The following is a 26,929-nucleotide window of genomic DNA, read 5'->3' on the forward strand; positions in this document are numbered from 1 at the left end:
GCGGCGGCGCCGCGATGGCCGCTTGGCTGACGCTTTGCCGGGCGGCTTGCTCAACGGAAACAGTCCCGCGCGTCAGGCGGTTCCGGGCCTGGTAGATCAACTTGCGCAGCCTATGCCGCAACCGGGTGGGCCTCTCCGGCGTCCACCATGTGCCCGCCCAGTGGTGGATCGACAACGTCATGCCGCCGCTGCCCGCCCGCTTTCCCGACGAATCGAGAGGCGAGTACAATTCGGCCGGATGGATCGCAAACGCCGTCTGGTCAGGATAGCCGAGTTGCGCGGAGGTAAGCACGCACGGCCCGGTGGCGTCGATCGCCTGTTTTGCGCGGACGAGCCCGGGCAGGAACGACAGCAAATGAAGCCAGAACGGGTGTCCCGGCGGGCTGGCCATAGTCCCGTTGAACAGAAGGTAAGGCAATCCGCGAAAGTCCGCCTGCACGCGTGCGTGGGCGTCCGGCTCCGTGCAGAACACGATCCGATCCTCGCACAGGAGCGGATCGAACGGCGCCACGCATTCGCAATCGATATCGGCATAGACGCCGCCGAAATGGTGGAGAAGCAGATAGCGACCCGCGTCGGCGCGCAGGATACCATACTCGTAGCTGCAAAAGGTCGGCAGGAAGCTGGGATAGTGTGCGGCCACGAACTCGAGCAAAGTCCGATCGTTCCAGAACATCATCGTCCAGTCCGGATGATGCCGCTTCCAGCTGTCGACATAGCCTTGGAAACGGGGTGGGACGATGTCGGTCTTCCACGTCTGGTGCAGGATTCTCGGGATCATCCGCGGCTCACGGCTTGAACTTGGTCACAGTCGGCGTCGACGCGGGTGCCATCCAGGCCCAGGCCCTGACCGACGGCCTCGCGGATCGCTTGCGGCCCGAACCGCGACCATGCGGCGTCATGGGCCCGGGCGCGAAGGCTGGCCATGCGCGCATCGTCGGAACAAAGTCTGACCGCCATGTCGGCCAATCCCTCGTCGGTGTCCGACAGAAGCACCTCGTCGCCCTCAATCAGGTCGAGACCCTCGGCTGCCAGCGGCGTTGCAATGACCGGGACCCCCCAGGCCATTGCTTCGAGGATCTTGATCCGCGTGCCGCCGCCCATGGCAAGCGGGACGATGCCGAGATGGGCAACGGACAACAGAGGTCTGATATCGTCCGGATCTTCGACCAGACTGACCCCATCCAGTCTGGCCAGGGCGCGAACGCGCGACTCGGGCGAACGGCCGGCAAGAACGAGCGTCGCGGTCGGCAGCGTCTGGCGAATGCGGGGCAAGATGGTGTGCCCCAGCCGCTCGGCGGCGTCGACGTTCGGCTGATAGCCCAGATGCCCAACATAGAGGATAAGGGGAAACGCATCCGAGACGGCTCGCTGCAGCGGCAGTAGCCGCGGCAGCTCGTCCGCTCGCGGGATGCCGTTTGGCACGATGTGGACGGAGACTTGCGGCCGGACAAACGCCTCCAGCCGCTGGCGGTCCCGTTGCGAGCACACCCAGATCCGGTCGACGATGGCTGCCGCCTTTCTCTCGAGCGCCCTGAGGTCTGAGGAAAACGGCCGCCAACGCTTCTTGCGCGGCAACTGACCGGCGAGATCCGATTCGACATTGTGCATGTCCAGAACGAGTTGCCGGACCATCGGCCGCAACGGAGCGAGAAATCTGAACAGACCAACGCCTTCGACGACAATAGTATCCGGGCGAAAATCCGCTACGAGCGCCTTGAGCCGCGCCAGCGCCGGGAGCGGTATCCGGCTCTCGCCCTTGGCCCTCCAGCGGGCGAGCGAAGGCGCTCGCGGTTCGGACTTGTTCATGAGCTCAGTCACGCGAATGTCCAGCCCGGCAGGTTGGACGTCGCTGCTTGGCGGCAGGAGCGAGGCCAGGCAAACCGGGCCGAACGCGGCTGCCGCCGTCGCGTTGCCGAAATTCCGGAGATCGGCGCCGGACCTCGGCGGAAACGGCGGGTCGTGGCATATGATCAGCGTGCGGCGCGACGTCGCTGAATTGGGCATTGGCGACATCCCAGCCTCGGTCTCGGTCAGTCGCCCGATTCGGATCCTGGCCAGATATCGCATCGCCTTCCAACTGCGGCCCAGCTCCTTATGCGCTCGGACCGCGCGCATCATGCCGCCAGCATCGGCGAACTTGCGGTGCCTGATCAGCTGTCGGGCGATCCGCTGAGCTATCCAGGCCTTGCGCCACTGCAACGCCTCCCGTTCGACCCCGGCGGCAGCCAGCCCGTTCAGTTCCAGCGCTATGGCAAGGAAGGTACTGCGCGGTGCCGTGATGAAGCGGCGCGCCATACGTTCCTCGTCATGGTGGTAGAGCAGCACCGAGGTCTCGACGGTAACCACGTCGGCACGGGCCAGCACGGCGGTCCAGTAGCAGGTGTCCTCATCGAGGCCGATCGTTTCCGGAAAGCGGAGGTTTGCGGTCGCCCAGCCGGCGACCAGGGCGCTTCCCATCGCGATTGGCCACACTTCGTTGCGAAGGTAGCGCCGCACATTCTCTCGCCGGTCCGGGCCGTAGCCTTGCGGTGCCTTGAGCTTGTCCGGCCGGCCTTTTGTCCGCCGTATGCTGGCCCCGACGGCAAGGCCGGCGCGAGGCGGGCCTGCCAGCGCCGCGCTCAGCCGCGACAGGCTGCCGGGCATCACCTCGTCGTCGGCATCGAGAAAGAATATGGATCTGCCGCTTGCCCGCTCGAGTCCGACATTGCGCGCGGCGCCCGCTTTGCCCAGTCGAACGCCCACCACGTCCAGCGGCAAGCCGTGACGGTGCGCGCTTTGCCTCGCCATCGCAGCTGTCTGGTCGTTCGACCCGTCGTCGATCACGAGAATCTCGCGGATGACCGCTCTGTCGGAAGCCAGACTGCCGAGTGCCGCTTCGATGGTTGCAGCCGCGTTTCTTGCCGGGATAACGACGGTGATGTCAGCCGCCACAGGTGAGCCGCTCATTGTTGTTCGAAGAAGCCACGCTTGAGCAGCCGGTCATAGCAATGCTTGAGCATCGACACCGGGCGCAGCGAAAGACTGTCAAGATTGCCCACCACCTGAGGTTCCATGTCGAATGGCGACTGGCCTTCGATCCAGCTGTAGGAGGAGCCGTCCTTCAGCTCCGACGGGCAGCCCACGACATAACCGCCCAGCGCCTTCGCGTGACCCACCCGGCGCAAGCCGAAATGGAGGCTGGAAGAGACCACCGGTTCCCGCGTTCTTAGATAGACATGAAATCCGCTCGGCGATTTTGCTATTGGTGTGCCGTTCGCAATTGCCTTGTGACTGGACCGCCAGGCACGATAGCCGGCGTCGTCATCGAAATCGAGGATCATCAGGTTCGCAAATCCCCCCAATATGCCGACATTGCCGGCAAAGTCGCCAAACCAGCGTGCGACGTCGCTGCGGCCCGGCGGCTTCTGCGCCAGTTGGAAGGTGATGGAGGTGAACGCCAGTTCCTTCAAGTCCTTGCGCAACGTCCGCAGATGCAACGGATCATACTCCATGGCCGCGAGGTCGAGATGCTTGCCGCCGGCACGAAGCGGCAGGCAGATATAGCCGCGCTCGAACAGCCTTATGGCATAGTCGGTCAGTGCCCCAGCCTGCATCCGCCAAATGTTCCGGGATCGAGACGTTCCCGACAATCTGTTGGGCCGAACGGTCCGTTCGTCAAGCGCCGGCGCCTTCGCCGCGACCGCCCGCACTGTCGTCAGACATTCTTGATCGACTTCCAGTGACTTAGCCGTTCTGCGATCAACTCCACGCGCCGCTGATTGTCGTTCCCGTCCAGGATGGTTAAGTCCTGCGGATCGGCGCGCAGATAGACGCCGGACGTTCGTGCATTCACCTCCGGATTCGTGTCCGAACGTGTCGTAAAATATCCGGACGCGCGCCCGGCGGATTCCAGCCGGATTTCGCCTGTCCCGTGCAGCTGCGGCGCGTTGGCGTCCAACGGCCGTTCCCCGTTCCAGTAGTAGAAGATGCCCGAAGACTCTCCTTTCTCCTTCGACGCCTCGCTCCAGTATCTGGCTGACAGGCTGCCATTCTCCTGCCATGAGCGGCCGTTCAGTTCCAGCGCGCCGTTGCGGTCCCGCGAGATCCTGAGCAGACTGACCGCGGAAGGCTCCCTTGCTGTGCGCTCTGACAGGGAGAACTGCCACCAAAACCCCTCTATGCGGGCGACTCGCCCCTCATTTTCAATGGCATTCCGCAGTTTTTGATTGATCGCTCTGGTCTCCGCGGCGGTCGCTGCCTCGCCGTAGCGTACCGACGTCAGGCCGAGCAGATCGCTGGGAAGCTTGGCACCATTCGCATGCAGGATGAAGGTCCGGCGCATGCCGAGAACCCCGCCGAACAGGCCGGCCTCGAAAACCACATTGTCTCGCGGAGAAGCCTGGGCGGGAACTGTGGTCGATTCCGGCTGGCTCGCGCTCGTCCAGTCGTCCTGGGCGAACACGAAAGCGGCGAAGTCGACCTCGCGCGTCAGCTCGAGGAGACGCCCCAGCGTTGTCGTCCCGGGATTGAAGGATGTCGTCCAGGGTTCGACATTGGCAATATCTTCAAGGCCACGCTGCAGCGCCTGCAGCAGCTTCTTCTGTTTTCCTGACGAGCCCAGGAAGATTCGCGGCTTGGCCATTCGTTTTTCTCCGGCGCGATAAGAGTCCTCACAGCGTAGGCGGTTGTCCTATCTCATTGCAACGACTGCATTACCATGACACGCCTGCCGCTACACCTCGGCGCGGTGCTGGAAAAACTGCAGGAACAGCTCGCGCTCGGTGGTGATGTCGAGCTTTTGCCACCTCCCGGTCGTCATCGACTGCACCGTACTCAGGACAACACTTCAAGATTGCAAAGTCGGCGACGACGCCGAAGAACAAAGGCCAACGCTCCTCCGCTCGGAAGAACGCGGCGGACGCTGGGCATCTTGCTCGGGGACCTGTTCTCGCATGAGCCGATAATCGAAATCGATTTTCGGAAGGGATCATCCGGCAACGAGCAACAGGCCGCCCCATTCCGGCCTTTTCGCTGTGCGATATGCCTGTGATTAACGCCTCTTTGCCCGTGGCGATATTTCCGGTTGAGCGATCGGCGATAGGGCGATAGATTATGCTGCAGTGCACAATGAACCCGGTAGGGCCGAACATCGGCTCGTGCCGGCTATCAGACACTGAACCGCGCTAACTGTTGTTTACGCAATTCCCGACGGAAGACGGTCACACACTTTTCCTGGAATTGCTCCAAGGCTGAACGGACGAAAAATCCGGCATGAAGATTCCAAAATCCATTCTGCTCGATCCGGAGGCAAACAAGGCCTATGGCGCCTTTGCCGTCGCGGTTTCCGTTCTTGCCTTTGCCTATTCCAGCAATTTCGGTCAGGTCCTAATCCTCGCCTATTACGCGGTCTGGCTGCCGCTGTTCTTCGTCGACTACCGGCGTTTCACCTGGAAGCTCTCGAACGCTTGGCTGCCGATACTCTTCGCGACTTATGTCTGCCTGTCGGTCTTCTGGTCGCAGGCTGCCGGCATCAGCGCGCGTGCGGCGGTGCAATATTCCTCGCATATCGTCTGTGCCTATATCGCGGCCCGCACCATCAGCGTGCGGACGCTGGTCCTGGGCTCGCTGATCGGGATATTCGTCGTCCTGCTCTACTCGCTGAAAGTCAACGCTTACGCGCTGGACATAATGGACGGCACCTTCAATTTCGTCGGCGCCTTCGCCTCCAAGAACCAGGTCGGGTTCTTCTCGTCGTTCGGCATCTTTTTGTCTTTCATCTTCCTGATGTTTTACCGGCGCAACTGGCTGAGCTTCTTCTGGACCGCGCCGATCATCCTGATGTCGGCATACATGCTGGCAATCTCCCACTCGGCGACATCCGTCGCCTCGCTGCCGGCGGTGCTCGGCATCGTCATCTTGCTCACCATGAGCAGGGTCCTGTCGCGGCGCTACCGCCGCGTGCTGTTCGTGGTCGGCGGCGGCGCGTTGGTGGCCGGCGTTGTGGCCGCGCTGAACCTCGGCCTGCTGGACGTCGTGCTCGGCATCTTCGGCAAGGATTCGACGCTGACCGGCCGCACCTATCTCTGGCAGCAGGGTTGGGAGGCGGCGCAGCTGCACCCGCTGCTCGGCTACGGCTATGCCGCCTACTGGGTGCAAGGGTTCGCCGATCCGGAACGGTTGTGGGCCGAGTTCTACATCACGACCCGCACCGGCTTCCATTTCCACAACACCTATATCGAGACCCTGGTCGAGATCGGCTTCGTCGGCGTCACCATGCTGGCGCTGATCATCCTGCGCGCCTTCTACGGCCATATCTCGAAGGTGGTGTTCGGGGTCTGGAGCGCCGATTCGGTGGTGCTCGCCGGCGCCGTCGGGCTGATGCTAATCCGCTCCTTCTTCGAGGTCGAGATCCTCGGCCCTTATTTCATGGCCTCCTTCATCGTCTATTATGGGCTGTTCAAGCTGAACCCGCTGCCGGTTGCCCGGCGACGGCGGGTTGCCATTCCTGTCCAGGATGAAAAGCCTGCCAACGGCCACATGCCGGCGCCGGTCTGATCGCGGTTTTCGCCTAGTCCCCCGAAAGCGAGAACCGATTTCGGGTCAAAGACATGCTTAAAATCAAAACCTAAAAGGGCATGGAGCAAATCTGAAAGATTGCGACGCGCTTTAGGCCACGGCTCGCGAGCGCTGCATTTGCCGCTGCAGGAAGCGGCGTACCGGCTCGTCATAGATGCGGGTGGCAATGTCGGCGATGACGATGACTACAACGGCCATCACGATGCCGAACCAGGGATGATGCGCGAACGGGTCGACCGACGCCGCCTTGCCGGCCCCGGCGATGATCATCAGCATCGGCGTGTGGATGATGTAGATCGGGTAGGAGACCCGCCCCAGCCAGCCATAGAAGTTAGCCAGTCGCGGCGCCGTCGGTGCCACCGCGCCGGTCACCACCATCAGCGGGAACACGACGGCGATAGAGGCGAGGTCGTAGGCGACACGCCCGGCAGCACCCGCAGGCGCGATGGCGAAGACGATCAGCGTAAGCAGGATCGCGGCCTCGACCCACCAGCCGCGCCGCAGAAAGCCGAGGCCATCCTGGTAGCGCGCCATCGACCGGCAGAGCAGCACGCCGAGGAAGAAGGAGAACGACACGCGCGGCAGCCCGCTGATGATGGTCTTGCCGGTCATGCCGAAATCGAGCGTGCCGGCAAGTGCCGAGGCGACGATCAGCAGCACCAGGCTGACAGCCACCAGCACCGTCAGCACACGTTTCGACAGCAGGAAGAAGACGGCGGCATAGGCGATGTTGACGATCAGCTCGAAGAACAGCGACCACGAAGCGGGATTGAGCGGAAAGATCGTATGGTAGGCATCGCCGACCAGCGGAATGAAGAGTATGCCTGTCGTGAGCTGCGTGCCGATCTCCGACAACGGCATGTATTCCGTCGCAATCAGCCTGTTCTTGATCAGCAGATAGAAGCAGCCGAGCAACGTGCCGGCGAGGTAGAGCGGGTAGAGGCGTATCAAGCGGATGGCCAGGAAGGTGCCGAAGCCCATGCCGTTCTCGATCTTGCGGTCGTAAGCATGGGCGATGACGAAGCCGCTGAGCAGGAAGAACAGGTCTACCGCAAGATAGCTCGACGGCAGCACTTTGCCATCGGCCAGAAAGGGCGAGAAGTGATAGAGCATCACGCTGATCGCCGCCACGCCGCGGATGGCGTCGAGGTTGAGGTAGACGTGACGCGGAGCGGCAGGCTGCATTCTATGCCTTCAAGCGGTCCAAACAGATTGCTCGCCCGCACCTTGGCGCGAACGAGCCTGACTTGTTCCTCCCGCAGACCGCGCTGAGCGAGGCCCGGGCGCCTGGCTACTGGCTGGCCATAGGTGGGCCGCCGGCACTCGGCGCCAGCTTCACCTTGATGACGTCGCCCGGCAGCACCGGCGTGTCTTCCTTGGCGTCGATCTCGCTGGTCTTGCCGTCGGCAACACGCACCAGCGAATACAGCAGGGCCGGTTCCTGGCCGCCTGTTATCGCAGCCGCCATTGCGGGATCCGAGGCCGCGGCGATCAGGCCCTTCTGCATGGCAGTCCTCAGCGTCGCCTCGTTCAGGTCGGCCTCGGCCTGCTGCCGGCTCGCGGCCAGGTTGGAATTGAGCGTGTTGCGGGCATCGATGGCGTCCTGATCAGCTTTGCTGATCGACTGCTTGGCGGTGAGGATGGCCGTCTCATAATCCAGGATCTTGCCCTGCAGGTCCGCCACCGACTGTTTCGAATCGAGCAGTCGCGCATTGGCGACAAGGCCCTTCTGGGCCAGCGGACCGATGCTGGTGAGCTGCTGCTGCGCCAGATCCACTTGCTGCTGCTGGTTGGCGATTTTCTTCTGCAGCGATTCGATCTCGCCTTCGAGCACGCCTTTCAGGTCATCAAGCGCGTCCAGCTTCAGCTTCAGCGCCTTCTGGTCGGCCGTGAGGATCTGCATTTCGTCGGCAACGATGGCCTGCGTTCTCGGGTCGTCCGCAGCCTCCTTCGGAATCTCGAAGCTCGTCTTGCCGGCAAGGTCTGCGTCGATGCGGGCACGCTTTATGATCAACCGCAGCCGCTGGTCGTCATAGATATCGAAACTGCCCTTGGCGGTGACCAGGTCCTTGCCGAGCTGAGGGCCGTAATCGGCGTTGCGCCGGATGCCGCCGGCGATGCTCACCGCCTTCAGTACCGTAAGGTCCGGCACGTAGGGGAATTGGCCAGGGTTCTGCACTTCGCCCGAAATGTAGAATGGCCGGAACTGCGCCATCTCGACCGAGGCTTCAGGCTTGTCGGGCAGTGCCAGCTTGCGCTGCAGCGCGAGACCGATCGCGGCAGCGATCTCCGAGGTCGTCTTGCCGGCCGCCTGCATCTCGCCGACGAACGGTACCGAGAGCGTGCCGGCGGGGCCGACCGAATAGTCGCCGTTGATGGATGACCAGTCGCGGAACGTGCCGTCGACCGTCTGCCACTCGGCAATGCGGATGTTGAGCTTGTCCTGCGGCCCGAGACGATAGTCTCCAGCCACCGCCATGGTGGGAATCGCAAGAGACAGGGCAAGCGCCACGGCCGCAAATCGGCTGGGCGCCTTGGAAAGGAGTCCGAGGGGGTGGTTTTTCAATGAACGTTTCCGATCCGCGTTAGCCCCATCCGCCCGATGAGATTACTGCCGGACGCCTGTCCCGAGATTGGCGGGACAGGCCTGGCGGTCAATAGCTGCCGCGCGCCATCCACACGGCAGGCACGGTTTTGACGATGATGCGAATGTCCTCGACCATCGACCAGTTCTCGACATAGTGGCGATCGAAGGCGACGCGCGTGTCGTAGGACACGTCGTTGCGCCCGCTCACCTGCCACAGCCCGGTGAGGCCCGGGCGCGACTTCAGATAATAGACTGCGGCGCTGCCGTAGATCTCGAGCTCGTCGCGTACGACAGGGCGGGGCCCGACCAGGCTCATGTCGCCCTGCAGGATGTTGATGATTTGCGGCAGCTCGTCGAGGCTGAGCTTCCGCAGCACCGCGCCGACACGCGTCACGCGCGGATCGTCCTTCAGCTTGCGCGTCGCCGCCCATTCGGCGGCGGCATCCGGATTCGCGGCCAGGTGCGCGGCGAGCACCTTCTCGCCATCCTGCACCATGGTGCGGAATTTGAGGCAGGCAAAAATCCTTCCGCCGCGACCGATCCGCTTGTGGCCGTAGAAGATCGGGCCGCGGTCGGAAAGCTTGACCAGCAGGGCGACCATCAGGAAAAGCGGGCTGAGCAGGACCAGACCCGCCAGGGAACCGACGATATCGAAACTGCGTTTGAGCAGACCGCCGATGGGGGGTGGAAAATCAATGCCGGCCTGCGAAAAACCCGCATTAGCCGGCTTGGCGACGTCCCTCATGCAAAAGCTCCATACGTTGAACGGATGGTTTACGGCACGATACCAAAAAAATGCTGCAGCGCAACACACAATTTCCCATTCGCGTGAAATGTTCCCGTCATGAATTGATCAAATAATAAACCTGCCCTGCCCAAATTTTGGCCTTTGTGGCATGTTTATGACAAGGTGAGAGGTTTTTTGGGAGATGTAGTACAGCTTTCAGGCTGATTTTGGGCAATGCATTCTTTGCTGCAGACCAACGACGGTTGCACGTCGTAGGAATCACTCGCGCAGGTAAGTTCTTCGCATTAAATACTGGTTAATGTTTCGGGTTCTACTGTCGAGGATTTCGCTATAGTGAATAGGTGGCGATGCAGGGGTGTGCGCCGCAACATGGCAGAGTCGATGCCGCGAAACCCTTGACTTGATGTGCATTTGGCCTTGCCGCAAAGGTCTCGCCTTAATAGAGTGGCAAACTGTTGCTGTCATAGTCTGGATGGGTCGGAAAGGCCGGAAGCAACCGGTCGGATTGGGCAGCCAGAAATAGCTCTCTGGCGGAACGGGGAGTTACGCGGGTGGGTAAGCCACAGCCTTTGCATGCGCGTGCCGGTTGACGGGCCGACGAGCATGTCTTTGCCAAAGTTCATCGTCGGGATGATATTCACGCTCGCTGTTGTAGTCGGCTGGTCCTGGCTCGACGGCGAATCGCTTGGCACCATCATCATGCGCGCCGTGATTTGCGCTGTCGTCATTCAGGTGGGGTACTTCGTTCTGGTGTTCGCCATGATCGCCAGGAGCGGGCCGATACCCGCCGACAAGGCGCGGCAGGCCGACCGTGGCATCAACAAGGTGCCCGATGGCGAAAAGCTAACCGCGCGGCGCGGCAGCCTCCGCTGATCGTTCAGCCGGCGCAGGGGGCGGCGCATTGTAGGCCCATGTTGCGGTTTCCCGTTCGGCCCGTTCGCCGGAGAGCATCCTGGCCAGCCGGCTGCCCGACTTTGCTTTCAGCCGCTGATATTGCCCGACCTCGACGATGCGGCCGCCCTCGATGGCCACGACCCAGTCGGCAAAGGCGATCATCGACGGCCGATGCGCGATGGTGAGGATAGTCATCTTGCCGCGCAGTTCCTCGATCGATTGAGCGATCAGCGACTGATTCTGCCAGTCGAGCGCGCTCGTCGCCTCGTCGAGGATGAGCAGCGAGGGTTCGCGCAGCAGCGCCCGTGCCAGCGCGAGGCGCTGACGTTCGCCGCCGGAAAGCCTGACGCCGCGATCGCCCACCACCGTTTCGAGCCTCCGGTCGAGCCGCTCGACGAAGTCGGCCGCATGAGCCTTGCGCAGCGCCGCCCACAGCTCCTCGTCGCTGGCCTGCGGCGCCGCCAGGCGCAGATTGGCGCCGATGGTGTCGTGCAGCAGAAATACGTCCTGCGGCACATAGGCCACCTGGCCGCGCCAGGCCCTGCGGTTTTGCGCGGTGATCTCGACACCGTCCGCCAGGATACTGCCCTGGCTCGGCTCGAGCAGCCCAAGCAGCATGTCGGCCATCGTGCTCTTGCCCGAACCGGACGGGCCGATCAGCGCCGTCACCTCGCCGGCGGGAAGGCCGAAGCTAATGCCGCTCACCACCGGCCTTCCATCGCCGGCGCCATAGGCGAACGAGACGTCGCGGATATCGAGGCCCCTGTCGAGCGACAGCCTTGCGTTCTGCGCGGCATCGCCGGGCTCCATCTCGCGCTCGGCATCGAAGCGCGCCTGCAGGGCCTGCATGGCGGTGTAGGCCGGCAGGTTGATCAGCATCTGCTGCGCCTGCACCTGCATGTCCATGAAGCGGGGCGCGACCCGCATGAAGACCAGGAGCAACACGACGATTTCCGCAAGGGAGAGATGGAAGCGGACCAGCGCGATGTAGATGAACAGGCTGAGCCCCATTACGCTCGCGACCTGGAAAAGCGCGGTGCCGATGGTGCTGTTGCGGACATAGGCGACATTGTCCGCCTTCATCTTGTCCAGCGTCGCGCGGAGTTGCGCGAAATAGCTCGCCTCGACATTCAGGCTCTTGGCCACCTTGATGCCGCCGAGGAACTCCGACACCGTGCGGTATTGGTCCTGGCGGCTGCCGGTCAGCACGCGACCGTAGGCGGTGGCGCGCGCACGGAAGGGCTGCAGCGCGATGAACAAGAGCACGCCGATCAGGATGGCGAAGCACGTCATCACCGGAGAGATGAACAGCGACACCACGAGATAGCCGGCAAGCAGCAGCGCCGTCTGGGCGAGCATCAGCAGCGAGAAGGCTGCGGCCTGAACGCGGTCGATGTCGCCGGTCATGGCGTGGTCGAGATCGGAGCTGCGCATGCGGGTGAAGACGCCCCAGCGCGCCTTGCCGATGCTCTCGAACAGGTTCATGCGCACCCGGTTGACGAAGTCGTAGAGCAGCCGCGCCATGTAGAGCGACTTGAAGCGGTTGAACATCGCCTGCAGCGCCACCAGCGCGACGAGCAGGCAGAGCACCGTCGCCAGCGAGAGCGTGCCGCCCGGCACCAGCCAGCGCAAGGCGCCCGGTACGCGCACGGCGAAATCCTGGTCGGCACTGCCGATCAGATGCAAGAGCGGGATCAAAAGCAGGATCGAGAGGCCCTCGGTCAGACTGCCGAGGACCAGGAAGGCAAGCGCCGTCAGCGTGCGCTGCCCGCCGATATGCGCCATGACACCACCGAAGCCGGCCACATCCCGCAAAAGTGTCAGGCGAAGTTTCGAGGACCAGGCCATGCCGCTGCTCACCTTGCCCGAGAACCGGCGGCCAGATCGCGCTCGATCAGGGTGACGGCCTTGTCGATCCGCTCCAGGCCTGCCGGCACTTCGAGCCGGCTGGCGCCGATCCGGCCGGCCAGCTGCGCGCATTGACCGAGATGCGTGGACGCGAAATCGCCGACCAGCGCCTGCCGGCCGAACCGCGTGACATAGGAAAATTTGATGATCGCCGGCAGGGCGGCGGCGCCCTTTAGCGGTGTGATCGCCGCCTGCCCGTCGCGCTCCAGCACATAGATCCGGGCCGCCGGCACGGCCTCGCCGGAGAATCCGTCTCGCAGGCGATGCTGCGCCTTCTCGATCTGCGGATGCACCTGCGGCCGCACTTCCGCTCGGCCGATCCTGATGGCCTTCGCGGCATCCGCTGCAAGCTTGAGCTGCGGAAAGCCGGGCAGGATCATCGGCCGTGAAGGATCGGACAGGTCCAGCGCCACGACATCGTCGGTAAGCAGAAGGTGACCGGCGCGGATCATCGCGCCCGCCGTGGTCGACTTGCCGGCACCCTTGTCGCCCATGAAGATCACGCTTTGCCCGCCAACGGCGATCGCGCTGGCGTGCAGGACGAGCAGACCGCGCTGATGCAGCGTGAGCGCCAGCACCGGACCCAAAAGTGGGAAGGCAAGCAGCGGATCATCGACGCCCGGCGCCGGATCGACATCGATCCGGGAGGCATCGCTGATCAGGAAAGTGCCGACGGCTTGCCAGGACAGGTACTGGCGTGTCGGCTCGAAGCGAAAGGCCGCGGCGTTAGCCAATGCAGCCTCCGGAAAATCGATCGGCCCAACAGCGATCTCGATGTCCGGTGCTGCCGGCGCGGTCGGTTCCAGTTCCGGCAAAGCCACCTCCGACCCGATCGTCAGGCCGTACGCCTTGTAGAACCGACGGGCACGCCCGTTTCGAGGGGCCGCTTCGATGGCGGAGCCGGGCCTCGCGGCAAGAGAAGCGGCTGGAGAGTTCATGCAGGGCTTCCATGCTGTTGGACCTGCCGCAGCCATAGCGACAGTGAGGCCGAACGCCAGATATGCTGGACGTCGGGCAGCGTCGCCTGCTCGGGCCGCTGCAGCATGCGCGCATAGACCGCGTTCACCTCGGGCAGATTGACATAGGGGGCGATCAAGTCGTTGTCCGACACCAGCAGCCGGTCCAGCAGATCGCGATGGTTGACGATCATGCCTTTGACCAGGCTGGCGGTGAAATCGATCTTGTCGCGCCGCCACTGCACCGCCGGCGGCAGCACGCCTTCCATCGCCCGGCGCAGCACATGGCGGCCGAAGCCGTTGCGCAGCTTTTCCTCGCCCGGCAATGCCAAGCAGAATTCGACCAGCGGCTTGTCCCAGAACGGATAGCGCGGTTCGACGCCGAAATTGGCGGCGGCCTTGTCGAGAACCTCGAAAGCATGGGGCACCAGCCCGGTGGACAAAAGCCAGCGATGGGTGAGCGCTTCGCTGGTGCTGACATTGGCGGGCACACAGGCCGCGCAATGGAAACGTTCGGCGAGATCGGTACGCCTGGCAAGCTCCGGATTGACCAGTCCTGCCCACGCCGCGCGCGGTGCATGGGAGGGTCTGCGCCGCAGTTTTCCGAGAAGGCGCCTGGCCTTCGACCTCATCCTGGCAATCCGCCAGGCCGGCCCGTAGGCGGCGAGGAACTTGAAGTACAGAGGCAGCATCCCGTCGCCATAGGTGTTGGCGGCACTGTGCAGCTCGCGCCACAGCTCCAGCCACCTGCCGCGATGGGCGAGCTCATGCAGATACCCATGACCTTGCGATACGACCTCGTCACCGCCGTGGCCGTCGAGAAGCACTGTGACGCCCTTAGCGCTCGCGGTGCGATAGACGCTGCGGGTCAAGGACAGACCGGGCGCCAGGAAGGTCCCTTCCTGTTCCTCCAGAATGCGATCAAACTCGGCGAAGGGCGCATAGTTGCCGACCGCGATCAGCGTGCCGTCGAGCCCATATTGCTCCAGCACTGCATCGATGAAGGGCCGCTCGTCCATCGAAGACCCCCTCTCGAAGACCAGCGAGAAAGTTTTGAGCTTCGGCTTCTGCGTCGCCGCAGCTTGAAGTCCGGCCATGCAGGCGATCGAGGACGAATCGAGCCCACCACTCAGCATGGCACCGACGGACGGATTGCCCCGCATCCGGTTTTCAACCGATCGCGCGAAAAGATGCAGGAACTCGTCCGCTGCATCCGAACGCAGCGGCCTTTGTGACGGCTCAATCTCCCAGTAGCGGCTCAGCACGACCTGATTGTTGGTCACCGTCATGCTGTGCCGAGCGGGCAAGCGAAAGATCTCCGCATAGAGCGTGGATTGCGGATCGTCCGGCAGGCCGGCGAGGAAGCCGGAAATCTGATGCTCGCTGAGCGCCCTGCCGACACCGTCCAGCGCCAGAAGTGGGCCGATCTCCGATGCGAAGGCAAAGCGCCTGTCGGCGCAGTGGTAGTAGAAAGGTTTGACGCCGAAATGGTCACGCGCGCAAAAAAGCGCCCGGCGCTCGGCGTCCCAGATCGCGAAGGCGAAATCGCCTTGCAGGTAGGTCGGACAGGCCTCGCCCCATTTGAGATAGGCGTGCATCAGCAGCATGGCGTCGGCGGCCGATCGGTCGCGCACACCGAGCCGCGCCAGAAGCTCCTCGCGGTTGTCCAGCCGGCAATCGGCCGTAATGGCGAGCTTGCCGCCGGCCATCGTCAGCGGGCCTGAGCCCTGCTCGCCGGTCGTGTTGAGCCAGGCATGGCCTAGTGCTGCGTGTTTGTCCGTCCACCATGAGCTGCCGTCGCGCGCCCGGTGGCGCATGCGCGCCAGCATCTGCTGGATGTCGGCCGCCGCCGCTGGGCTGCCATCCTGTCTCAGCAGAATTCCGGCGACGCCGCTCATCGCCTAGTGTCCGTGATCGACAAGATGGGCAAAGCCGTTGATGGAGCCGCCAAGCACGATGTGGTCGCCGCTGATCAGCCAGGCATGCGCCTTGAGATCGGCGCCGGGGTCGCGCGCGATGCCGATGCTGATCGTGGAGGCCTTGCCCTGGCGGGCAAGCAGATACTGTCCGGCGAGCGCCTGGGTAAGGCAGCTGGCGCCCGGCACGTATCGCGCAGCAGCGGCAACGCCCCATGCGACGCGCCGCAGATCGGCGATGGCAGCGTCATTCCTCGCTTCCAGTCGAGTCACCAGAGCGCGCATGCGATTATAGGACGAAAGCGTAAGCCCCAGCCGCACGAGGCTGACCACTGCCAGGCAGCGCGCCAGAAACAGCGCCTCCGGCCCGCTAAGCGAGAGGACCCTAGGCCAGTTCCTCATGGTGGAACCTCGCAAGCCCGGCTTCGATCAGTCCCTTGAGCAAGCCCTCGACATCGGCCTTGCAGCGTTCTGTATCGACATCATAGCGGGCGAGCACCGCGCTTGTTATGTCGGGGATCGGTCGTGGCTCCTGGATCAGCTCCCAAATGTAGGCGCCGACGCCGTTCAGGCTGTAGTAGATGTTGGATTTAAGATGGAGCAGCGCCAGTCCGTTGCCGAATTCACAAGCCACGGCATCGCCGCTCGCGACCACGCGGTCATGGTTCGATGGGTTCCAGTGCATCCTAAAACCTCATTGTTGAACGCTTGCGTGACCTCGACCGGGATCGGTTGCCTGCGATCCTTAGGGAGTCCAGGTAGCCCGGGCAGGAGGCCCCGGCTCAGTGTTCGAGGAAAGGGAACGCCCGGAGCCCCAACTGTGACAACTCCGGGCGCTACAAGCTCAGGAGAAGGTGAGCTCACCGACCGGTGTGTGCGCGGGAAATGCCGCGTCAAGCGCCGTCGTCCCGGAGGCACCCTGCGTGATCGTTTCGATCGAACCGTGAACCGTCAGGCTTGGGGTCTCGTACTCTTGCTTTTCAACATTCTGTTCCATTCTATTCTCCAATTAAGACTGGAAGCGGCGTCGGAATGCCGCCAGCATATTGCTATGCTGCATCGCAATTGCTGCACGGCAACATTTATGAGTCAAGCCTGATTTACCAGGCAGTAATCAATTCTTGGTTGCGCAGGCCCGCGTCAGTGATGACGCCGCCGGCTTTTGCATCTCGGGCGAACACCGCTCGAACGTTCAACATCGCCTTTTTGCCGTCTAAGTAAGCGTATGATTTGATTGGCATAAGTCCGTAAGCTTAAGTGGCTATGTGGGAATCGCGAAGAAAATACTTCAGAAAATAGCGAATGCCGGCTCGCCTCGCCGCCACCGGATTTGTCTTCAAAAGTGATCGGCGATGAGCGAATATGAACGCTCAGGTTGCAGGCGCGAGGCGGCTTGGGAAGGGCCTGGATGGTGCTCCTGATTTTTTTGGCGATGCTTTTCTTCGCAGTTGCGGTATAAACGCCGCCGCGGGCGGTTTTGCGGAGAGACGACAACGGGCATGACCGTGCAGGACGCTTCTTACGACAGGCTGCGTGCGACCGGCAGTGCCGACGAAGTCGCCTATGTGCAGGCCTGTCTGCGGCTGTTCTTCAATCCGACACCGCGAGCAGTCGACCATGGCGGTATGCCGGCTCCGGCCGTGGCCGACGTTACCGACATTGCGAGGTTGAACAAGGTCGCCGTCTTTATGCTCAAGGCTCTCTCGCATGGGGCCACCGGCGCGACGCCTCCCGAATTGCTCGCATGGCTCGATGGTTATCGCCGGCGCACCATGTCGATGAATGCCGCCTGCATCGGCGATTCGATCGCCATCCATCAGGTGTTGCAGGACAGGCAGATCGACTTCGTCTTCCTGAAGGGACCGCTCCAGCAGCAACTGCTCTACGGCGACCATTTCATGAAGCCGTCCGGCGACGTCGATATTCTGGTTTGCCCGTCCGGCTTCGCTGCCGCCCGCGAAGCCCTTCGCTCGGCCGGCTACGAGGTCGCCGGCAAGTCCCGGTCGGTCTGGTGGGTGCGTTTCCTCGGCGAGCAGCACATGGTCCGCGACGATGGCGTGCGGGCCGCAACGGTCGATCTCCATTATCGGCTGCAGCAGCCGGGCTCGCCGAGCCCGCGCGACATCGACGGCTTTCTGCGCCGCAAGCGCGAGGTCAAGGTTGCGGGCGCCTCCATGCCCCTGATATCGGCGTCCGACACGTTGCTCTTGTCCTGCATCAGCGTCGCCAAAGCCTTCTTCAACCGCGAGCCCTGCGCCGGCTATGTCTGCGACGTCAGAGCCGCGGCCGGCCGGCTGAACGAAGCCGAGCAGCAGAAACTGCTCGACCATGCCGCTGAGCAGGGCCTCGCCGACACGCTGCTACTTGCTTTGCGCGCGGCCGATGTTCTGCTTGGCGGTACCGGCACGCTGCTTTCGGACCGCGCCACCCGGATCCTGGCGCGCATCGACAATGCCGACCTCTTCCACATGGTGATCGCGCCCTGGCTGTCCTCGTTGCGCTGGCCGCAGCGGCGAACGGTGCTGTGGGAGCTCTGCGGTCGCGAGCCGGTGCGCTATCTGGCGGAGGCCGGCTGGGCGGCTTCCGCCGATCTCAGCCGGCGGATCTTCGAGCGGCCGGCCGCGGCCGCGCCGGTGCGGGGCAACGCATGAAGATCGGTTTTGCATTCATAGGTGGGCTGTCACTCACGCAATCGAAAGGTGAATCATGGCCGTGACAACCCCAAGGGTCTGCGTCATCATCGCCGCCCGCAACGCGGCGCGGACCATACCGGTCGCCATCGCTTCGGCTCTGCGCGAGGCGGAGGTGGCGGAAGTCGTCGTGGTCGACGACGCCTCCACCGACGACACACAGAATGTGGCGCGCGCCGCCGATGATGGCAGCGGTCGGCTCAAGGTGATGCGTCTCGACGTCAACCATGGTCCGTCCTTTGCGCGCAACGCCGCGATCAAGGCTTCCGTTTCGCCTTTCATCAGCATCCTCGACGCCGACGATTTCTTCCTCGAAGGGCGTTTCCGCCGGCTGTTTGCCAACGCCGACTGGGATTTCGCGGCGGACAACATCATGCTGATCAGGGACGATGCCGCGACCGACCCCACCAAGGTCGCGGCTCCCTCCTTCGCGCCAGAACCACAATTCCTCGACTTCGAGCGTTTCATCGAAGGCAACATTTCCCGTCGCCGCGTGCTGCGCGGCGAACTGGGCTTCCTCAAGCCGGTGATCAGCCGGGCGTTCCTCGATCGTCACGGGCTGAGCTACGATGAAAAGCTGCGGCTCGGCGAGGACTACGAGCTCTATGCGCGCGCGGTCGCCTGCGGCGCGCGTTTCAAGATCATCAAGTCCTGCGGCTATGGCGCGATCGTTCGCGCCGACTCGCTGAGCGGCCGCCACAGGACGCAGGACCTGAAGCGGCTTGCCGATGCCGACCTGGCCTTGCTGGCGCTGGGCAACCTGCCGGAGGGCTCGAAGGCCGCGTTGCGGCGCCACGAGCGCCATGTGCGCGACAAATACCGGCTGCGGAATTTCCTTGACGTGAAGGCGGAGCGCGGCCTGGCATCGGCCGCCGCCTATGCCTTGGCCAGCCAGTCCAATCTGATCCCGATCGTTCGCGGCGTGGCGGCCGACAAGCTGGACGCCTTGCTCCGCCGCGCCGGCATTGCTGCGAAGCAGCAGGTGCCGCCGATGCGCTTCCTGTTGCCGGCAACAAGTGCCGCAACGGAATGATCCGACAAAAGCGGTCAGCGCGGGCGCCGTTCCCAAAAAAATCCGCTTTCCGAAACTACGAGGTTGCCTACTTGCCCCGAGAATGGCAAGCTATGCTGCGGTGCAGCAATTTCGAAAGGCCGATCGAATGGCTTCGATTTTTGGCTTCAGATCCAGGGATCCGGCTCGTGACCGGCAGACCGATCTCCAGCGGCTCGACCGTCTGGCGAAGCTGTTCGACCAGATCTCTGCCGAGATCGAAGCGGAAAAGACCGGGCTGGAGAACCGCTATCGGTCGACGGCGACCAACGCCGCTTTCCTGGTCGAGGCAATGGAGAACGGCTCAGCGTCGACAGACAAGTCGTCGGATGTCAACACGATGACCGGCGCGATCCTGAATTACGAGCGGCGCATCGCCGAACTCACGCGCCAGAAAGGTCTGATGAAGGAACTGCGTCATTCGCTCGACGCGATTGTCGACGAAAGTGTCGGGCAACCCGGTTCGCAGGGCGCACAGGCAAGGTCTGCGGGCAGAGGCTGACAGCACGTCCAGGCGCGGTCATAGCTGCAAAACATTAGAGGAGTAAGAGGCGGAGGATCAGAAGCGGCTCTCTGGAGGCGGGCCAGGAATGACTTTGGGTTGGGGCGGACAGCACAAAGGTAAGTTTGTCATGAACGCATATCCGAACGACACCTCCACCGCGGCTGCTTGCAGCATGCCGCGCGCGAATTCGAACAGGTCGAAGACGCTTAAGCTCCGGCTCGCCGGCGCATTGCTTGCGGCCGCGGCCGCTATTGTGGCACCGCCCCATAAGGCGCATGCCGAGGAGATGCAGAGCGCGCCGTCCTTCGTCGACAATTTTTCGAATTTCGACCGTTCGCGCTGGTTCGTCTCCGACGGCTGGAGCAACGGCAATCATCAGAACTGCACATGGTCGAAGGACCTTGTCCGGCTTTCGGACGGCGTGCTGTCGCTGAGCTTCGAAAAGCGCAAGCTGAAGGATCGCGAGTTCGCCTGCGCCGAGGTCCAGACCAAGCAGCGCTATGGCTACGGCGTCTATGAGGCCCGGATGAAGACCGATACCGGATCCGGCCTCAATGCCGCCTTTTTCACCTATATCGGACCGCAGGACAAAAAGCCCTGGGACGAGATCGACTTCGAGGTCCTCACCAAGGACCCGACCAAAGTCCAGGTGAACAGCTACATCCAAGGCAAGCCGAAGAACGGCAAGCTGGTCGACGTCGAAGGCGGCGCCGATAAGGGCTTCAACGACTATGGGTTCGTCTGGGAGAAGGACCGGCTGCGCTGGTATGTCAACGGCAAGCTGGTCAACGAGGTGACCAACCCGGACGAATTGCCGACCAATCCGCAAAAAATATTCTTCAGCTTGTGGGGCAGCGACAAACTGACCAACTGGATGGGCGCCTTCGCCGATCCCGGCCGCAAGGTGACCATGCAGGTCAAGCGCATCGCTTTCACAGCGCTCGGCCAGCCGTGCCAGTTCCCGGAGTCGCTGGCATGCACCATAACCAACAGCAACTAGGCATGTCCCCCAAAGTAGGAACTGGTTTTGGGATGCGGATCATGCCGAATATCTAGGCCTCATGGGCCTGGGGGACATCTTAACTGGCCGGGCCGTTTTTGCGGCCCGGCCTTAAACAGGAATAGAACCAAATGAATTTGACGGTGTTTGGAATTGGCTATGTCGGTCTCGTCCAGGCCGCAGTGCTTGCGGAAGTCGGGCACGAGGTGGTGTGCGTCGACATCGACGAAGCGAAGGTGGACCGGCTCAACCAGGGTTTCATCCCGATTTTCGAGCCAGGACTGGAAGCTCTCGTCAAGGAGAACCACGCCGCCGGCCGCATCCGCTTCACCACCGACGCGGCCGCGGCGGTCAAGCATGGCCAGATCCAGATGATCGCGGTCGGCACGCCCCCTGGCGAGGATGGCTCGGCCGACCTGAAGTACGTGCTTGCCGTCGCCGAGGCCATCGGCCGCGAGATGGACGCGCCCAAGATTGTCGTCGGCAAGTCCACCGTGCCGGTCGGCACCTGCGAGAAGATCAAGGAAAGGGTCGCCCAGACGCTGAAGGCGCGCGGCCGCGAGGACCTGACCTTCGACGTCGCTTCGAATCCGGAATTCCTCAAGGAAGGCTCGGCAGTCGCCGACTGCATGAAGCCGGACCGCATCATCGTCGGGACGTCGAGCGAGGCCACCGAGGCGGTGATGCGCGAGCTTTACGCGCCGTTCAACCGCAACCACGAGAAGATGATCGTGATGGATGTCCGCAGCGCCGAGTTCACAAAGTATGCGGCCAACTGCATGCTGGCGACCAAGATCAGCTTCATGAACGAGATGGCGAACCTCGCCGAACAATTGGGCGCCGACATAGAGGAGGTGCGCAAGGGCATCGGCAGCGATCCGCGCATCGGCTACCATTTCATCTATCCCGGCCTCGGCTATGGCGGCTCCTGCTTCCCCAAGGATGTGCGCGCGCTGATCAAGACCGCCGAGGGCGTCAAGTTCGACGCCAAGCTGCTGCGCGCCGTCGAAGAGCGCAACAACGCGCAGAAATCGGTGCTGTTCGACAAGGTCAACCGCTATTTCCAGGGCGCCCTCAAGGGCAAGACGTTTGCGCTGTGGGGCCTGGCCTTCAAGCCGAACACCGACGACATGCGCGAGGCACCGTCGCGCACGCTGATGGAGGCGCTGTGGGCCGCCGGCGCCAAGGTGCAGGCTTACGATCCGGAGGCCATGCAGGAGTGCCAGGCCATCTACGGCCAGCGCGAGGACCTTCTCTTGTGCGGTACCAAGGAAGCGGCCCTGCGCGGCGCGGACGCGCTTCTCATCTGCACCGAATGGAAGAGCTTCAGGGCTCCCTCCTTCGACGCGCTCAAGGACGCGCTGTCGACACCGGTCATCTTCGACGGCCGCAACCTCTACGACCCGAAGGTCATCGCCCGCTACGGCATCGAATACCACTCGATCGGCAGGATGGCGGCATGACAGTGTCCGCCGCCAGCTTCCCGCCGCATGGCTCCGGCGAACGACAGTGGGACCGACAATGATGGAGGGTCGATAATGATCGTGCGCGTTTCGGGAGATTCGATCTGATGGTGATGGACGTTCAGCCCGAACAAATCGCCAACGAGCATTTCGACCTCGTCGTCATCGGTTCCGGGTTCGGTTCAGCCTTTTTCCTGCATGAGTTCCTGAAGCGGCGCAAAGCCCGGGTCTTGGTGCTGGAATGGGGCCGCCACAACACGCATGAATGGCAGCTTGACCAGAACGCCAACACCGACATAGACGACGAGAGCACTTATAAGACCGACAATGCCGACAAGCCGTGGAACTACACGATCGGCCTCGGCGGTGGCACCAACTGCTGGTTCGCGCAAACGCCGCGTTTCCATCCCAACGACTTCAGGCTGAAGAGCACATACGGCGTCGGCAACGACTGGCCGATCAGCTATGACGAGCTGGAGCCGTTCTACTGCGACGCCGAGGAGGTCATGTCGATCTCCGGCGACCCCGACATGGCCCGGATGCTGCCGCGTTCGCGGCCGTTTCCGCAGCCGCCGCACCGCATGTCGACGCCGGACCGCATGATGAAGGCGGCGCAGCCGGAGCAGCATTTCGTCATGCCGACCGCCCGCGCCCGCGTCGCGACGGCGCAGCGCAACTCATGCTGCGCCAACCTCAGATGCTGGCTGTGCCCGGCCGACGCCAAGTTCACCGCCAACAATGGTTTGATGCACGTCTTCCAGCATGCGGATGTATCGGTCTGCCTGGGCGCCGAAGTGCGGCGGCTCGACCATTCAGCCGGCTCGGTGCGTTCGGTTGCCTTCGTGCGCGACGGCAAGGAGTATTCGGTCAGCGGCGATCTCGTCATCCTTGGCGCCAACGCCATCCAGAGCCCTGCAATCATGCTGCGCTCGGGGCTCGGCGGCGAATTCGTCGGGCTCGGCCTGCACGAATCCTATGGCTGGAACTACGAGGTCTATCTCGACGGCGTCGACAATTTCGACGGCAGCACCATCACCACGGGCCTGAATTTCGGCCTCTATGACGGCCCGCATCGCGCCGAGCACGCGGCGGCGCTGGTCTATTTCGAGAACCGCTGGCAGCACGGCATGCGAGCCGAGAAGGGGCGGCTGCGGCAGGCGCTGCCGCTGGTCATCGTCACCGAAAACCTGCTCGACCCGGAAAACCGGGTGATCCTCGACAAGAACGAGAACGCCTTCGTCAGCTTCAAGGGTGCCTCCGACTATGCAACCAAGGGCATGGCCAAGGCGCTCGAGAGGCTGCCGGAGCTGCTCAAGCCGCTTCCGGTCGAGCAGATATTCGATCGCGGCATAAGGCCGACCGAATCGCATGTGCAGGGCACCTTGCGGATGGGCACCGGCCCGGCCGACTCGGTGGTCGACCGCGACATGATCCACCACCAGCTCCGGAACCTCGTCGTCGTCGGCACCAGCACCTATCCGAGCTGTTCCTGCGCCAACCCAAGCCTGACCGCCGCCGCGCTTTCGCTGCGGGCGGCGAGCCGGCTGGCATGAAGGAGGGTCCGATGAAGATCACGCGACGCACCGCCTTGGCCGTTGTTGCCGGCGGCATTGCTTCGACCGGCATCGCCGCTGCGGCCGTATCGTCCTTCTCGGATGAGGATCTGGTCCGCATCACGCTCGAGAAATACGTCGGTCCGCTCAACATGCGCATCGAGCACCTGCAGCAATTCGTGCTCGAATTCCGCAACCGCAACCCGTGGATATTCCCGAGCGAAAAGCTGGCGGACGCGGTGACGCTTTTGGAAACCGTGAGGCTCGACAGGGCGCGCGAATTGCTGCCCAGGCGCAAGCAGCAGGATGTCGGCAATTTCGAGCGCTGGGTCATCGCCGAGTTCCACATGCTGACAGATTATGCCTGGCGCAGCTCGCCCGATGATCCGATCCGCTTCACCGGCTGGCATCCATGCACCAATCCGTTCGCCGATCTCGAGCAGCAGACTGCCTGACATTGCCCGCCGGCATATTTGCCCGCAAGCCAGGAAAACTGGCCAAGAAAAATGTGACAAGGAGCCGAACCATGAAAGTTCTCTTCGCAGGCGGAAACGGCTATCCGCCGCAATTCAGCGGCGGCGTCCAGTCGAGCACCCATCATCTGGCGGAACAGTTGATCGAACACGGTCATGAGGCATCGGTGCTTGCGGCTTTGTTCGGGCAGGGCATGTTCGGATACAAGGCGCGCGCCAAGATGAAGCTCCTCGGTCAGCGCGCCGTCGTCGACAATTTCCCCGGCTATCCGGTGGTGCGCGCCTGGTTCCCCTGGGAAGCGGCCGCCTTTGCCGTAAAGAAGCTGCAGCCGGACGTGGCGGTGGTGCAGTGTCACAAATCGGTTCCGCTCGGCAAGGCGCTGGAGGCCGAGGGCGTGCCGCTGGTGGTCTATCTCAGGAATGTGGAATTCCATGAACTCGGGGGCGATCTGCGCGAGCTGAACTCGGCGTCTTACATTGCCAATTCCGAGTTCACGGCGCGCACTTACAAGCGCGAGTTCGGCATCGATTCCACGGTGATCCCGCCGACCATCAATCCGGCCTCTTACAGCACGCCGACGACGGGCGAGTACGTCACCTTTATCAATCCCTACGAGGAAAAGGGTTTCGAGCTGGCGGTGCGGATCGCGGCCGCCTGCCCGGAGATCCCTTTCCTGTTTGTCGAAAGCTGGAAGCTGGATGACGATCACCGCGCCCGCGTCGCGGAAACGATCGCGCCGTTCTCCAATATCAAGCTCGAAAACCGCACCGACGACATGAAAACTCTCTACGGCCGCACCAGGATCCTGCTAGCGCCGAGCAAATGGGAAGAGGCGTGGGGTCGCGTTGCCTCGGAGGCCCATTGCAGCGGTATTCCCGTCGTCGGCTCGCGGCGCGGCGGCCTGCCCGAAGCGATCGGCTCGGGCGGCGTCGTGCTGGACTATGACGCGCCGCTCGAGGACTGGGTCACGGCGCTCAGGCGGCTGTGGAACGATCGCGAGGAATATGAGCGAGTCTCGGAAGCCGCGCTCACGTTCTCGCAGCGCCCTGAACTCGATCCCGAGCGCCAGTTCGCCACCTTCTTCGCCTTGCTGGACAGGGCTGCCCGGCAGCGCGCCCGGCGCGCTGCTTAATGCATTTCGCCAAGAAATCTGCAGCGGTTCTGGGCGCGACAGGCATCAAACAACGACTCAAACGTCGACTGAATTCGATTCGGCGCGAGGCACCTTAAATCCGCGTAAGGTTTTGCTTACGCTGGCCTTTTGACCCGGCTCTTCAGCATTTCATAGGCGCGTTCGCCGAGCAGGGCGCGCGCGGCGGTCTTGATGACCTTCTTGCGCCCCTCGGGCGAATTGATCTGCCTGAGCCGTGCCGGCAGGTTGCGGGCCGCCTGCTCCAGCGCCGGCAAGGAAAACGCGTCGGGAAAGCTCACGATGTTGGTTTCGACGCACAGCACGGGCTTGCCCGATAGCTTGGCGATCTTGAGCGCCTGCTCGTGCTCGCTCTCGATGAACAGGATGGCGTCCGACTTGCGATAGAACTCGGCCTTGAAGCTGCCATGCGCGCCAAGCCGCTGCCGCTCGGCCTTGCTCGGCAAGTCGAGCATGACGAGATGGTCATATTTGATCTCGTGCTTGGCCAGCCAGGCTTCAGTCAGCTTGCGGTACTTTTCCAGCCGGCTGGTCACCAGCCAGCCGATCTTGCGCGTCGGCCCGAGAAGCGGCCGCGCCTCGGTGAGGAATTTCTCGTAGGCCGGGCCGTCGTCATTCTCGTCCGCCGTCGGATCGAGGCAAAGCACGCCGTCTATGTCGACGCAGCATTGCTCGAGGAAGACGTGGTGCATGAAGTTCCACTGAAACATCCTGGGATGCGGCACGACCTCGAAGACGATGTCGGTTTCCTTGTGCTGCGAAATCAGGCCGAACACGGCCACGTAGACGAAATCGCCCGGGATGCCGGCAGCCGCGATTTTGCTGCGCGCGTCGCGCATGGCGTTGCCGCCGCTGACGCTGTCGTCGATCACCAGGATCTTGCGCATTTCGGAATGCTGCCGATCGAGCGCCGCGCGCCGCTTGGTGACCCCCGAGGTGTAGATCTTGCCGGCGAGAAAGCTGTCGAGATCGGTCATCGGGATATTCGCCGTCAGGCTGACCAGCGTCGCGGCGAGGATCCCGCTTCGCGGCACGCCGACCACCAGGTCGATGTCGCGCGGCAGCCGGTGCAGGTTCCGCGCGATCGCGTCGTTCATGTCTGAGATCGATCGGTAATTCATGCTGTTGCCTAACCCTCAAAAATCAGCAGTTTTGGGCTGCCCGGCCGCGGCCGGAATGCCTGGCGGTTTGCGCCGGCAAGGTCATTTCGCCTCGCTGGGCGCGGGGGAAAACCCGCGCGCCGGGATCAGCCGCAGCGCCTCCCGAAGCGCCTCGCGGCCGGCGCCGAAGGCGAGCGCGACGATGATGGTGACGACATAGGACAGCACCGCGCCGCCTGCGAGAGCGATGATGGGCTGCGCCGGCAGCATCGGCTTGGCGACCCAGACCAGGGCCAGCGCCAGATGCGCGCCCAGCACGAAGGGGGCCGCTGCGGGCGAGCCATGTGCTGCACGCAGCCGCCCCCTTCGTGCTGGG

General features: G+C 63.1%; 25 protein-coding genes and 1 pseudogene. 11 read left to right on the top strand and 15 right to left on the bottom strand.

Annotated elements, in window-relative coordinates; all coding sequences use genetic code 11:
- From EOA32_RS11665 to EOA32_RS11680, 4 genes are all read right to left on the bottom strand, one after another.
- Positions 1-679, bottom strand: a 679-nt coding sequence (locus tag EOA32_RS11665) for a glycosyltransferase (protein WP_281013803.1), incomplete at its 3' end; no start/stop codon positions are given.
- Positions 680-777: 98 nt separating this feature from the next.
- Complete coding sequence (locus EOA32_RS11670) at positions 778-2,949, bottom strand: glycosyltransferase (RefSeq protein ID WP_128371824.1); 2,172 nt, start codon at positions 2,947-2,949, stop codon at positions 778-780.
- Positions 2,946-3,596 carry a bifunctional DNA primase/polymerase gene (locus EOA32_RS11675; RefSeq protein ID WP_082980743.1) on the bottom strand — a complete coding sequence of 217 codons (651 nt, stop codon included), beginning with the start codon at positions 3,594-3,596 and terminating at the stop codon, positions 2,946-2,948. Before EOA32_RS11675 ends, EOA32_RS11670 begins: the two co-directional genes overlap by 4 nt.
- A 101-nt stretch (positions 3,597-3,697) precedes the next feature.
- A complete protein-coding gene (locus EOA32_RS11680) occupies positions 3,698-4,624 on the bottom strand; it encodes a TIR domain-containing protein (RefSeq protein WP_067003423.1) in 927 nt (308 codons plus the stop codon).
- Between the two features lie 75 nt (positions 4,625-4,699).
- Here EOA32_RS11680 and EOA32_RS38555 point away from each other — a divergent pair, with 75 nt between their 5' ends.
- Together EOA32_RS38555 and EOA32_RS11690 are read left to right on the top strand one after the other, a co-directional pair.
- Positions 4,700-5,032 carry a hypothetical protein gene (locus EOA32_RS38555; protein ID WP_128371825.1) on the top strand — a complete coding sequence of 111 codons (333 nt, stop codon included), beginning with the start codon at positions 4,700-4,702 and terminating at the stop codon, positions 5,030-5,032.
- Positions 5,033-5,253: 221 nt separating this feature from the next.
- On the top strand, positions 5,254-6,537 hold the full coding sequence (locus EOA32_RS11690) for an O-antigen ligase (protein WP_128371826.1): 1,284 nt from the start codon (positions 5,254-5,256) through the stop codon (positions 6,535-6,537).
- Between the two features lie 111 nt (positions 6,538-6,648).
- Here the strand turns inward: EOA32_RS11690 and EOA32_RS11695 are convergent, their stop codons facing one another.
- The 3 genes from EOA32_RS11695 to EOA32_RS11705 form a co-directional block, all read right to left on the bottom strand.
- Positions 6,649-7,743, bottom strand: a complete 1,095-nt coding sequence (locus EOA32_RS11695) for an acyltransferase (protein WP_095777020.1) — start codon at positions 7,741-7,743, stop codon at positions 6,649-6,651.
- Positions 7,744-7,849: 106 nt separating this feature from the next.
- A complete protein-coding gene (locus tag EOA32_RS11700; RefSeq protein ID WP_095777021.1) occupies positions 7,850-9,037 on the bottom strand; it encodes a polysaccharide biosynthesis/export family protein in 1,188 nt (395 codons plus the stop codon).
- A gap of 175 nt (positions 9,038-9,212) precedes the next feature.
- Entirely contained in the window at positions 9,213-9,890 is a 678-nt protein-coding gene (locus tag EOA32_RS11705; RefSeq protein ID WP_067003431.1) for a sugar transferase, read from the bottom strand.
- A 576-nt stretch (positions 9,891-10,466) separates the two neighbouring features.
- Between EOA32_RS11705 and EOA32_RS11710 the strand changes: the two genes are divergently transcribed.
- The gene (locus EOA32_RS11710) at positions 10,467-10,766 is read left to right on the top strand and encodes an exopolysaccharide production repressor exox (RefSeq protein ID WP_348632198.1); all 300 of its coding nucleotides are present in this window, start codon (positions 10,467-10,469) and stop codon (positions 10,764-10,766) included.
- Here the strand turns inward: EOA32_RS11710 and EOA32_RS11715 are convergent.
- From EOA32_RS11715 to EOA32_RS11740, 6 genes are all read right to left on the bottom strand, one after another.
- Positions 10,737-12,635: an ABC transporter ATP-binding protein gene (locus EOA32_RS11715; RefSeq protein WP_128371827.1), complete on the bottom strand. Its 1,899-nt coding sequence runs from the start codon at positions 12,633-12,635 to the stop codon at positions 10,737-10,739. The genes EOA32_RS11710 and EOA32_RS11715 overlap by 30 nt on opposite strands.
- 8 nt (positions 12,636-12,643) lie before the next feature.
- Positions 12,644-13,633 (bottom strand): serine kinase, encoded by a 990-nt coding sequence (locus EOA32_RS11720; RefSeq protein WP_128371828.1) that lies wholly within the window; start codon positions 13,631-13,633, stop codon positions 12,644-12,646.
- Positions 13,630-15,549, bottom strand: coding sequence for a lasso peptide isopeptide bond-forming cyclase (locus EOA32_RS11725; RefSeq protein WP_128371829.1), 1,920 nt, complete (start codon positions 15,547-15,549; stop codon positions 13,630-13,632). Before EOA32_RS11725 ends, EOA32_RS11720 begins: the two co-directional genes overlap by 4 nt.
- Positions 15,550-15,552: 3 nt before the next feature.
- Positions 15,553-15,969, bottom strand: a complete 417-nt coding sequence (locus EOA32_RS11730) for a lasso peptide biosynthesis B2 protein (RefSeq protein WP_067003435.1) — start codon at positions 15,967-15,969, stop codon at positions 15,553-15,555.
- A complete protein-coding gene (locus EOA32_RS11735) occupies positions 15,953-16,252 on the bottom strand; it encodes a PqqD family protein (protein ID WP_067003437.1) in 300 nt (99 codons plus the stop codon). The genes EOA32_RS11730 and EOA32_RS11735 overlap by 17 nt, the downstream gene beginning before the upstream one ends.
- Before the next feature lie 159 nt (positions 16,253-16,411).
- Positions 16,412-16,564: a lasso peptide gene (locus EOA32_RS11740; protein WP_082953851.1), complete on the bottom strand. Its 153-nt coding sequence runs from the start codon at positions 16,562-16,564 to the stop codon at positions 16,412-16,414.
- Positions 16,565-17,066: 502 nt separating this feature from the next.
- Here EOA32_RS11740 and EOA32_RS11745 point away from each other — a divergent pair.
- The 8 genes from EOA32_RS11745 (at position 17,067) to EOA32_RS11780 (ending at position 25,435) form a co-directional block, all read left to right on the top strand.
- On the top strand, positions 17,067-18,218 hold the full coding sequence (locus EOA32_RS11745) for a nucleotidyltransferase family protein (protein ID WP_128371830.1): 1,152 nt from the start codon (positions 17,067-17,069) through the stop codon (positions 18,216-18,218).
- A 55-nt stretch (positions 18,219-18,273) separates the two neighbouring features.
- Positions 18,274-19,290, top strand: a complete 1,017-nt coding sequence (locus tag EOA32_RS11750) for a glycosyltransferase (RefSeq protein ID WP_128371831.1) — start codon at positions 18,274-18,276, stop codon at positions 19,288-19,290.
- Positions 19,291-19,417: 127 nt separating this feature from the next.
- Positions 19,418-19,810: a hypothetical protein gene (locus tag EOA32_RS11755; protein ID WP_067003728.1), complete on the top strand. Its 393-nt coding sequence runs from the start codon at positions 19,418-19,420 to the stop codon at positions 19,808-19,810.
- 130 nt (positions 19,811-19,940) lie between these two features.
- The gene (locus EOA32_RS11760) at positions 19,941-20,813 is read left to right on the top strand and encodes a glycoside hydrolase family 16 protein (RefSeq protein WP_067003444.1); all 873 of its coding nucleotides are present in this window, start codon (positions 19,941-19,943) and stop codon (positions 20,811-20,813) included.
- 131 nt (positions 20,814-20,944) lie between these two features.
- Complete coding sequence (locus tag EOA32_RS11765; RefSeq protein ID WP_067003446.1) at positions 20,945-22,276, top strand: UDP-glucose/GDP-mannose dehydrogenase family protein; 1,332 nt, start codon at positions 20,945-20,947, stop codon at positions 22,274-22,276.
- Between the two features lie 107 nt (positions 22,277-22,383).
- Entirely contained in the window at positions 22,384-23,829 is a 1,446-nt protein-coding gene (locus EOA32_RS11770; protein WP_095777029.1) for a GMC family oxidoreductase, read from the top strand.
- An 11-nt stretch (positions 23,830-23,840) separates the two neighbouring features.
- Entirely contained in the window at positions 23,841-24,284 is a 444-nt protein-coding gene (locus EOA32_RS11775; protein ID WP_128371832.1) for a hypothetical protein, read from the top strand.
- A gap of 71 nt (positions 24,285-24,355) precedes the next feature.
- Complete coding sequence (locus EOA32_RS11780; RefSeq protein WP_128371833.1) at positions 24,356-25,435, top strand: glycosyltransferase; 1,080 nt, start codon at positions 24,356-24,358, stop codon at positions 25,433-25,435.
- Between the two features lie 116 nt (positions 25,436-25,551).
- Here EOA32_RS11780 and EOA32_RS11785 read toward each other — a convergent pair whose 3' ends face one another.
- Both EOA32_RS11785 and EOA32_RS38560 read right to left on the bottom strand, forming a co-directional pair.
- Positions 25,552-26,574, bottom strand: a complete 1,023-nt coding sequence (locus EOA32_RS11785; RefSeq protein ID WP_095828121.1) for a phosphoribosyltransferase — start codon at positions 26,572-26,574, stop codon at positions 25,552-25,554.
- A gap of 81 nt (positions 26,575-26,655) precedes the next feature.
- Positions 26,656-26,929 (bottom strand): annotated as a pseudogene (locus tag EOA32_RS38560) (lipopolysaccharide biosynthesis protein); the annotation flags it as partial.

It is taken from the genome of Mesorhizobium sp. M1A.F.Ca.ET.072.01.1.1, from assembly GCF_004023325.1.
In the GTDB taxonomy this organism is placed as follows: Bacteria; Pseudomonadota; Alphaproteobacteria; order Rhizobiales; family Rhizobiaceae; genus Mesorhizobium.